This is a genomic window from Nostoc sp. JL34, assembly GCF_017114945.1.
In the GTDB taxonomy this organism is placed as follows: domain Bacteria; phylum Cyanobacteriota; class Cyanobacteriia; order Cyanobacteriales; family Nostocaceae; genus Nostoc.
This window is the reverse complement of sequence record NZ_JABXKQ010000169.1, coordinates 124,967-132,285: the sequence shown is the minus strand read 5'-3', so window position 1 is coordinate 132,285 and position 7,319 is coordinate 124,967. Positions and strand designations below refer to the sequence as shown.

At 44.3% G+C, this 7,319-nt stretch carries 6 protein-coding genes; 1 reads left to right on the top strand and 5 read right to left on the bottom strand.

Annotated features, from left to right (window positions below):
• Window positions 1–567: 567 nt before the first annotated feature.
• Window positions 568–951 carry a hypothetical protein gene (locus tag HWQ44_RS30950; RefSeq protein WP_292725910.1) on the top strand — a complete coding sequence of 128 codons (384 nt, stop codon included), beginning with the start codon at window positions 568–570 and terminating at the stop codon, window positions 949–951.
• 242 nt (window positions 952–1,193) lie between these two features.
• On the opposite strand, the gene HWQ44_RS30945 is transcribed toward HWQ44_RS30950, so the two are convergent.
• The 5 genes from HWQ44_RS30945 to pipX all read right to left on the bottom strand — a co-directional run bounded on the left by HWQ44_RS30945 (window position 1,194) and on the right by pipX (window position 6,876).
• A complete protein-coding gene (locus HWQ44_RS30945) occupies window positions 1,194–3,869 on the bottom strand; it encodes an RNA helicase (protein WP_292725908.1) in 2,676 nt (891 codons plus the stop codon).
• Between the two features lie 155 nt (window positions 3,870–4,024).
• The gene (gene proC / locus HWQ44_RS30940) at window positions 4,025–4,843 is read right to left on the bottom strand and encodes a pyrroline-5-carboxylate reductase (protein ID WP_292725906.1); all 819 of its coding nucleotides are present in this window, start codon (window positions 4,841–4,843) and stop codon (window positions 4,025–4,027) included.
• A gap of 120 nt (window positions 4,844–4,963) precedes the next feature.
• Window positions 4,964–5,566 carry a cell division protein SepF gene (locus tag HWQ44_RS30935; RefSeq protein WP_292725903.1) on the bottom strand — a complete coding sequence of 201 codons (603 nt, stop codon included), beginning with the start codon at window positions 5,564–5,566 and terminating at the stop codon, window positions 4,964–4,966.
• Between the two features lie 366 nt (window positions 5,567–5,932).
• Window positions 5,933–6,601, bottom strand: a complete 669-nt coding sequence (locus tag HWQ44_RS30930) for a YggS family pyridoxal phosphate-dependent enzyme (RefSeq protein WP_292725901.1) — start codon at window positions 6,599–6,601, stop codon at window positions 5,933–5,935.
• Complete coding sequence (gene pipX / locus HWQ44_RS30925; RefSeq protein ID WP_292725900.1) at window positions 6,598–6,876, bottom strand: transcriptional coactivator PipX; 279 nt, start codon at window positions 6,874–6,876, stop codon at window positions 6,598–6,600. The genes HWQ44_RS30930 and pipX overlap by 4 nt, the downstream gene beginning before the upstream one ends.
• Window positions 6,877–7,319 lie beyond the last annotated feature (443 nt).

Below are 7,319 nucleotides of genomic sequence, written 5' to 3'. Positions count from 1 at the left end.
ATTGCTATATCAGGCAAGTCCTATTGTCAATAGGCTTTGAGACGCGCTAACCCTGGAACTTTTTACAAGTTGATATTTTAAGAACGAGAATCTATATCAAAATTATTGCTAAATATATACACTATCTTTTTGTTTAAATAAAGATTTATAATCTTGTGAAGATAGCTATAGCGATTCTCAATTGGATGAAGCAATATCAGATATAACTTTTGTTCGTAGAGAGCGATTTATGGCTCTAAATAAGAATTTAAAGGGTTAGAGCCGCTAATTACGAGCTTTAATCTAATTAAGCTCTTATACTTACATCAAGTAAACAATCACCATCTTAAAAATATACAGCGGATTTAAATTTGCTCAAGTAGTACACAACTTTTGTTTCAAAGCTAGACATCAAGCCTGTTTGATTGCTGAATTATGCTGTAGTAAATGATTCGTTAGCAAGCTGGTTAAATATGGAACTTTCTTCGCTAACAAGTGTCTATCTAGCTATTCTTAGGGAAAATTCACTTGAAGTTTGAAAGTTAATCGAATACCCTAAGCTAGTAGACTATTTTCTCAAGGAAATATATGAACAAAAAAATTCTCCTGAATTTGCTTTCCACTTCCTCAATCTTTGTGTCGATGATGTCTACGCTAGTAACATTCCATCCTGCCCATGCAAGTGGTAGTATTACACAGCGATTGATGCACACACAAGATGGTCGTACCTGTATCACTAACCCACATGGTGGAAACGATTTTGTGTGCATTCGAGATTCAGAGAGAAAGAAACCGTATACCTCATCTTCACGTTCCTCGACCATTGTCACATCAGTATCAGATAAGAATATTGCGATGTTGAACTTTACTGAAGAGGAAAGCGATGCTGCAATTAGAGTATTTGGTTGCGACTGTCCATTATGTATAAATTCTTTGCGTCAGTTGCAGGGTACTGGAAACTTGGTGTACTAAGATTGAATAGCGCTGATAGCGACTATAACTTTTGTTAGATACACGTGATTAATCACGTATAGAAGATATACAAAACCAAAAAGGCATTTTTAACTACGTACCACTACTATTATTTGGGTAACATTTAAATTCCTTGTTGGGGCAATTCATGAATTGCCCCAACAGCAGCTAATTTTGCCTAAGTCCTGAGAGAAATACGCAGATAAATTATCAAATGCTCTGTGTGCGTCACAGCATTCTGTTTATTCAACCACCTCATTCACAGGAAATCTATCAATCAACTGCATTGCCCAATAGGCATTGCGCTGGAAAGAATCTGGCAAATGGGGAACGTGGGGTATCTGCGATAATAAATCCAACGTTCGGCGTAAAATTCTCACCACATCGCCTTCATCCAAGGTGGTGTTCTCGCAGAGTTCTGTCCACTCGATTCCCAGCGCCCATTGTTCCACTATGGCAATTAACTCAAATTCCAACCATATCGGCAGCGCTACATTATACCGCCGTTGTAGTTGGAACATTTGGCGGCGAATTCCCCGCAATTTTGCCAAGGCTTCTGCGACTTCATTACTAAGATCAAAGTTAACCTTGCTATCTGGACGGGGCGTTTCCATCACTAAAGCCGCAGCAGCTGCGGCTAAATGATGCGGATCTAAGTTGTCCAATTCACCACTAGCGAATACTAAACCCAGCCACAATTCATTCTCACCTCGAATGGCGGCAGCGATTCGCCCTAAGACTGTGGGGACTAAGTTATCCAAACCGCCAAAGTGTTGCAGAATTGCGATTAAATTCAGAAACTCTTCCCAATGACGTTGTGACTGTTGCTCTACTTGCCCTTGCAACTGTTCGAGTTCGGCTTCTAGTTCGACATAGCGGGCCCGACGCTTGAAAAGCGTTGCTGCATTGCCTGATTGATGTAAGGGATGAGCTTCTAATTGCTCTTGGACAGCGGTAGTGCGACTGAGTTGTTCTGCTACTTCTGGCGCCAGATGCAAAGATTCTATCGGATCAGGAATACGCGATGCGATCGCAAATGTTTCTTGATTCCCACGGCGTGATTGTCCTGGCTTCAAGGGCATCTCTGCCGGTGGTAGTAAATCAGGCGGCACCTCAACTCGTGGCAATTCGGCATACAAATCTACTACATCCCCTGTGGTTGCCACATACCAGCGGTTATCGTGCCCCAAGCATACCAAGTAAGGAGCTTGACCAGAACCAGCTGATTTTCCTACCAACACTGCGGTTACGGGTGAAGAAACTGTGATATTTTTACCCTTGAGACTCAACAGAGTTCCTGACACTGCAAAGCCTAACATCATCACCAATTCTTCTTGGCGGTCTGACTGTGCTTGCTCTTGCAAGGTTTTCAATATCTGGCGTTCCACTTTCAGGCGTTGCCGCAATTTTTCATAAACAGCCAGTTCATTTTCATCAACTGCGGCAATTTGCTCATGCAGTTGAGCTAATTGCGTTTGCAGTTCTGCAATCTCATCGTATTCTGACCGTAAATGCAAGGTGGCCATGTACTGCCCAAAACTGCGCTCTATCAGTTCCCTGGTTTGCTCTAGGGTATGGGTTTGCAGCAAGTTGAGTACCATGCCGTAACTGGGCGTAAACTGGCTTACTAGGGGGTCTGGCTTGGATGTTCCCAAATACGCAGCTTCTTTAGCTCCTTCAAAGGGAGTTTGGACTGTCACCACATGACCTTGTTTATCCATCCCCCGGCGGCCTGCTCGTCCTGCCATTTGCAAAAATTCGGAAGCATTTAATAGGCGATGCCCAGTGTCAGTCCGCTTGGAAAGAGTAGAAATTACCGTTGTCCGAGCAGGCATATTAATTCCCGCCGCTAATGTCTCGGTGGCAAATACTACTTTAATCAGCCCTTGCTGAAATAGTTCTTCTACCAGTGCTTTCCAAGCAGGTAGAATCCCCGCGTGGTGGGCAGCAATTCCTCGGTAAAGAGGCGCAATTTGTCCAGAACGTCCTGCTTCGGGATTGCGGGCTAAAAAGTCATCAATCTGTTCCCGTAAAATTTGGGACTCTTCACTATTTACCAGCCATAAATCACCCACTTCCGCCACCGCTTTATCACATCCCCTGCGGCTGAAAATAAAGTAAATCGCTGGTAGCATATCCCGTTGCTCTAACTGGCTGAGGGTAAAAATTATACCCGGAGCCTCCGGTCTACCACTTCTCCCTCTGTCCCTTTCTCCCCCTTTCCCCTTCTTCTTCTGAAGGCGGGGGTTGATTTTGGTTTTGCTATCATTCAGTAGGGGAAATAACCCTTTAGGATTGCAAAAGTGAAATTCCAAGGGGACTGGGCGAAAATCGGAGTAAATCAGGTCAGTTGGCCCGTGAACGCGATTTAGCCAGTCAGTGAGTTGATCGCTATTGGCAACCGTTGCGGAGAGGGCTGCCAGTTGGACTTCACGGGGACAATAGATGATTGATTCTTCCCAAACTGTACCGCGCTGGCGATCGTTCATGTAGTGGCATTCATCAAGTATCACCGCTTCCACGTCTACTAATGAGATGCCGACTTGCCCAATGGGTGTGCCATAGAGCATATTTCGGAAAATTTCTGTGGTCATCACCAAAATCGGTGCATCCCTGTGAATGGAAGCATCTCCAGTTAACAGTCCGACTTGATCAAACCCGAATTTTTCTCGAAAGTCACGTAATTTTTGATTCGACAGCGCCTTTAGGGGAGTCGTGTAAAATACACGTTTACCTCGTGCTAGGGCGCGATAAATGGCGTATTCCCCAACTAATGTTTTGCCCGAACCTGTGGGGGCACATACGACTACGGAGCGTCCGGCGTTTAGGGACGCGATCGCTTCTTTTTGAAACTGATCCAGATCAAAGGGAAATATAGTCCCTAAATCAAGTTCTGGAGACGGTGCAGGATAATTCACTCAATCACATTTGCAACCAGATTGTTTACTATACTAACGAGTCTTTTGTCAACTTCGTTAGGGATTGGGTATTGGGGATTGGGGATTGGGTATTAGGTATTTAAGAAGAATTTCAGCGCCTAGTCCCCAGTCCCTAGTCCCCAATCCCCAGTCTCTCATTTTCCCAGCTCTTGCGATCGCTCTGTGGCAGCTTTGACTGCTTCAATTAAAGCGGAACGAAATCCTGCCTGTTCTAGCTTGGCAATCCCCGCAATGGTTGTACCGCCGGGGCTGGTAACACGATCTTTGAGTTCTGCTGGGTGCATTTTGGTTTCTTGCAATAGTTTCGCTGTTCCCAGTACGGTTTGCAAGGCTAGTTGATTGGCAATTGCTCTAGGTAAACCTGCGGCAACTCCGCCATCTGCAAGTGCTTCTACTAACAGTGCCACGTAAGCGGGGCCGCTACCAGATAGCCCTGTGACTGCATCCATCAGCGCTTCTGACACTTCTACGACTTCACCCACAGCAGCAAAAACTTGCTGTGCTATTTGGTGATGCTTGGCATTGGTATATGCACCTAAACAAATCGCGGTAACTCCTGCTCCCACAGTGGCCGGGGTGTTGGGCATTGCTCTAATCACTGGCAATTGCACAAATGCAGCTTCTAGCTGACTTAAGGCTACACCCGCTAAGATGGAAATGATCAGGGGTGAATGTTCTCTATTAAGAATATCAATATCTGCTAATTCTTGAGCGATCGCGCTAAATACCTGCGGTTTCACTGCCAAAAAGAGAACTTCTTTTGCTTCGGTGAAAACCTGGCTATTATCTGTCGTCACAGCAACACCATATTGCTGTTTTAAAAAATCTAGGCGTGAAGATAGCGGTTCGCTAACTATGACTTCTGATGATTGATAAATTCCAAGCGCGATCAGGCGGGATAAGAGTGCTTCTCCCATTACCCCACCACCAATTAAGCCAAATTTTATAGTCATTAGTCGTTAGTCATTAGTCATTGGTCACTAGTCATTAGTCGTTTGTCATTTGTTACCATGAGCAATACCCAGGACAAATGACAAAGGACAAAGGACGAAGGACTAAATACTAATTTAACTTTATTGTGCCATCCGGTTAGTTTCGTTGCCCCAGGTTTGATTTGGAGTACCTGTTGTCGGACGAGAAGGACGTACTGGTGGTTGTGGTACTTCATGAAGAACGCCACCTTGGGTACTAACTTGGACACAACTTGGTGTAAACAAAAAGATGCTCTCTCCGATGCGCTCTTGATGTCCATCTAGTGCGTAAGTACCACCTGCAACAAAATCTACTGCTCGTTGAGCTTGATCGGGGTCCATGATTGTCAGATTTAATACCACTGACTTGCGTTCGCGCAACGCCTGAATTGCCTGGGGCATTTCTTCAAAGGTGCGTGGTTCGAGTACTAAAACTTCCGAAATTCCGTTAATTGCTCCTGGCATACCAATCACATTCCCCATTGGCTTTTGACCTGCTGTCATATCATCTCCCATTGTAGGCACTGGTTCCCGCCAGCGTCGATTTTGAGCAGCTGCGCTCTCCTGTGGTGCTGGTTGGGGATTTTCTTGCTGATACAGATTTTGATAATTATTATCTGTTTCTGGTTCTTCTTCGTAATATTCGTATTCCACTTGCTCATTTAGACCCACAAAGTCTCTGAGTTTGGAAAATATGTTGTTCATTGTGTGTGTACTCTCCTGGTGCGAATAGCCTGTATTGACTTGGCTGAGGATTAGTTGAGATAAGAGCGCTCGCTACATCGGTGGATACTTCAGCAAGTGTATTGCTATTTGTAGCCCATACTACGGGTTTTGGCGATGAACTGACACTTATTGGAAAGGTCTGTGCATCGCCTAAACATAATAATGAGTCAAGATTATATCCTAAGGTTTATCCGAAGGAAAGTTCTTTATACCCCATTTTCCCTTGGCGATTGCTCTTGTCAATACTATATCCTTTGTTTCCGATTGCACCAGTCTGTGACAAAATTCTTGTCAACAAATCCTGATCTCTATTAATACCCACCTGTAAGGCTGATAATTAATCGGCTAAGAGCGATCGCCAAACAATATGGTTCCTAATCGTACCATCGTTGCGCCTGCTTGCACTGCCAGTTCGTAGTCGCCTGACATACCCATAGATAAGTGCTGCATTTTTATATGCGACCAGTTTTGCTCCTGGATTTTTTTTGCTAGCTGACGATTGAGATTAAACACACTGAGAATTTCGGAATCATTTAATCCTGAAGGCGGAATTGTCATCAAACCTTGAATTTGTAAACTTTTGTATTGATTCAGTGTGGGTAAATCAGCCAAAAGTTCTGGCACACTCCAACCAGACTTGTTGGGATCGGGGAGAATTTTCACTTGCAGGCAAACCTGGGGACTCACTCCTAGCTGTTGCGCCAATTGATCTAAGCGCTGTGCCAGCTTCAAATTATCGACGGAGTGAATCCAAGGAAATTGTTCGATGGCTTTTTTGGCTTTATTGCCTTGTAAATGTCCAATAAAGTGCCAGGTAATATCCGGTAAGTCTTGCAACTCGGCTTGTTTACTGGCAGCTTCTTGGATACGACTTTCCCCAAAATCACGAATTCCTGCGTTGTATGCAGACCGAATGGCCTGGGCAGAAACTTGCTTGCTAACAGCAATCAATTTGACTGAAGTTGGCAATGAGGAGCGAATAGTAACAATACGTTCGGAAATCGAACTGTTCATTGGAAGGTGCGCTGGAAAACACTCTGAAGTTGATCGTACTCCTGAGATTGCCCACTGCGCCGCAGGGTACGTAAGCGATTTTCTAACATCATCCTAGCCTCAGTACGTCCTATAGGCTGGAATTTAACACCTTTAACGTCATTTGCCACCAAAAAAAATAAGCGCTGGGCATAAAGTGTGGTGAACAAATCCTGGTTCTCATCAACCATACAGATTTTGTAGAGTAAACCCCAAGTTGGATGGTTTATGTAAGTTTCTGCGTTTTCTGGATTCATTTAAGAGTCAAGGTGTAGTCAAGGTGGGAGTATGTATATCTTTTCGCAGTGAATTCCAAACATTCAGACGATAATACCAACATTCGTCAGAATATTCGCTTAAAATGCGAAACTGCGGTTACGAAGACCTTGATCTAGTTCCTAATGGGCAGATGAAGCTAGTGGTAGTGAAGCGCAATGGTACAACAGAAGCCGCGAAGCGTAGATTCTAAAGAGTAGAGGCTGATCGATAAACATCACCATCTGCTTTGGTGACTTCAATTTACCAATCTGTGAGGACAAAGCACAAAATAGTCTCGATCCTCTTGTTGAAAGTTCGACATGGCTTCGACGTGGCAAGGAAAAACACCCTTTGAAGTTTCCAACGGCAACGACGAATTTTTCAACTTCTTTCCATACTGCCACAACTGTCGCTCAATGGCGCAAAATCGTAATTTGAGATT

Bases quoted from the DNA above. Each gene is read 5' to 3' on its own strand.
- HWQ44_RS30950 (WP_292725910.1), top strand. From the start codon at position 568: ATGAACAAAAAAATTCTCCTGAATTTGCTTTCCACTTCCTCAATCTTT.
- proC (WP_292725906.1), bottom strand. From the start codon at position 4,843: ATGACTATAAAATTTGGCTTAATTGGTGGTGGGGTAATGGGAGAAGCA.
- HWQ44_RS30935 (WP_292725903.1), bottom strand. From the start codon at position 5,566: ATGAACAACATATTTTCCAAACTCAGAGACTTTGTGGGTCTAAATGAG.
- HWQ44_RS30930 (WP_292725901.1), bottom strand. From the start codon at position 6,601: ATGAACAGTTCGATTTCCGAACGTATTGTTACTATTCGCTCCTCATTG.
- pipX (WP_292725900.1), bottom strand. From the start codon at position 6,876: ATGAATCCAGAAAACGCAGAAACTTACATAAACCATCCAACTTGGGGT.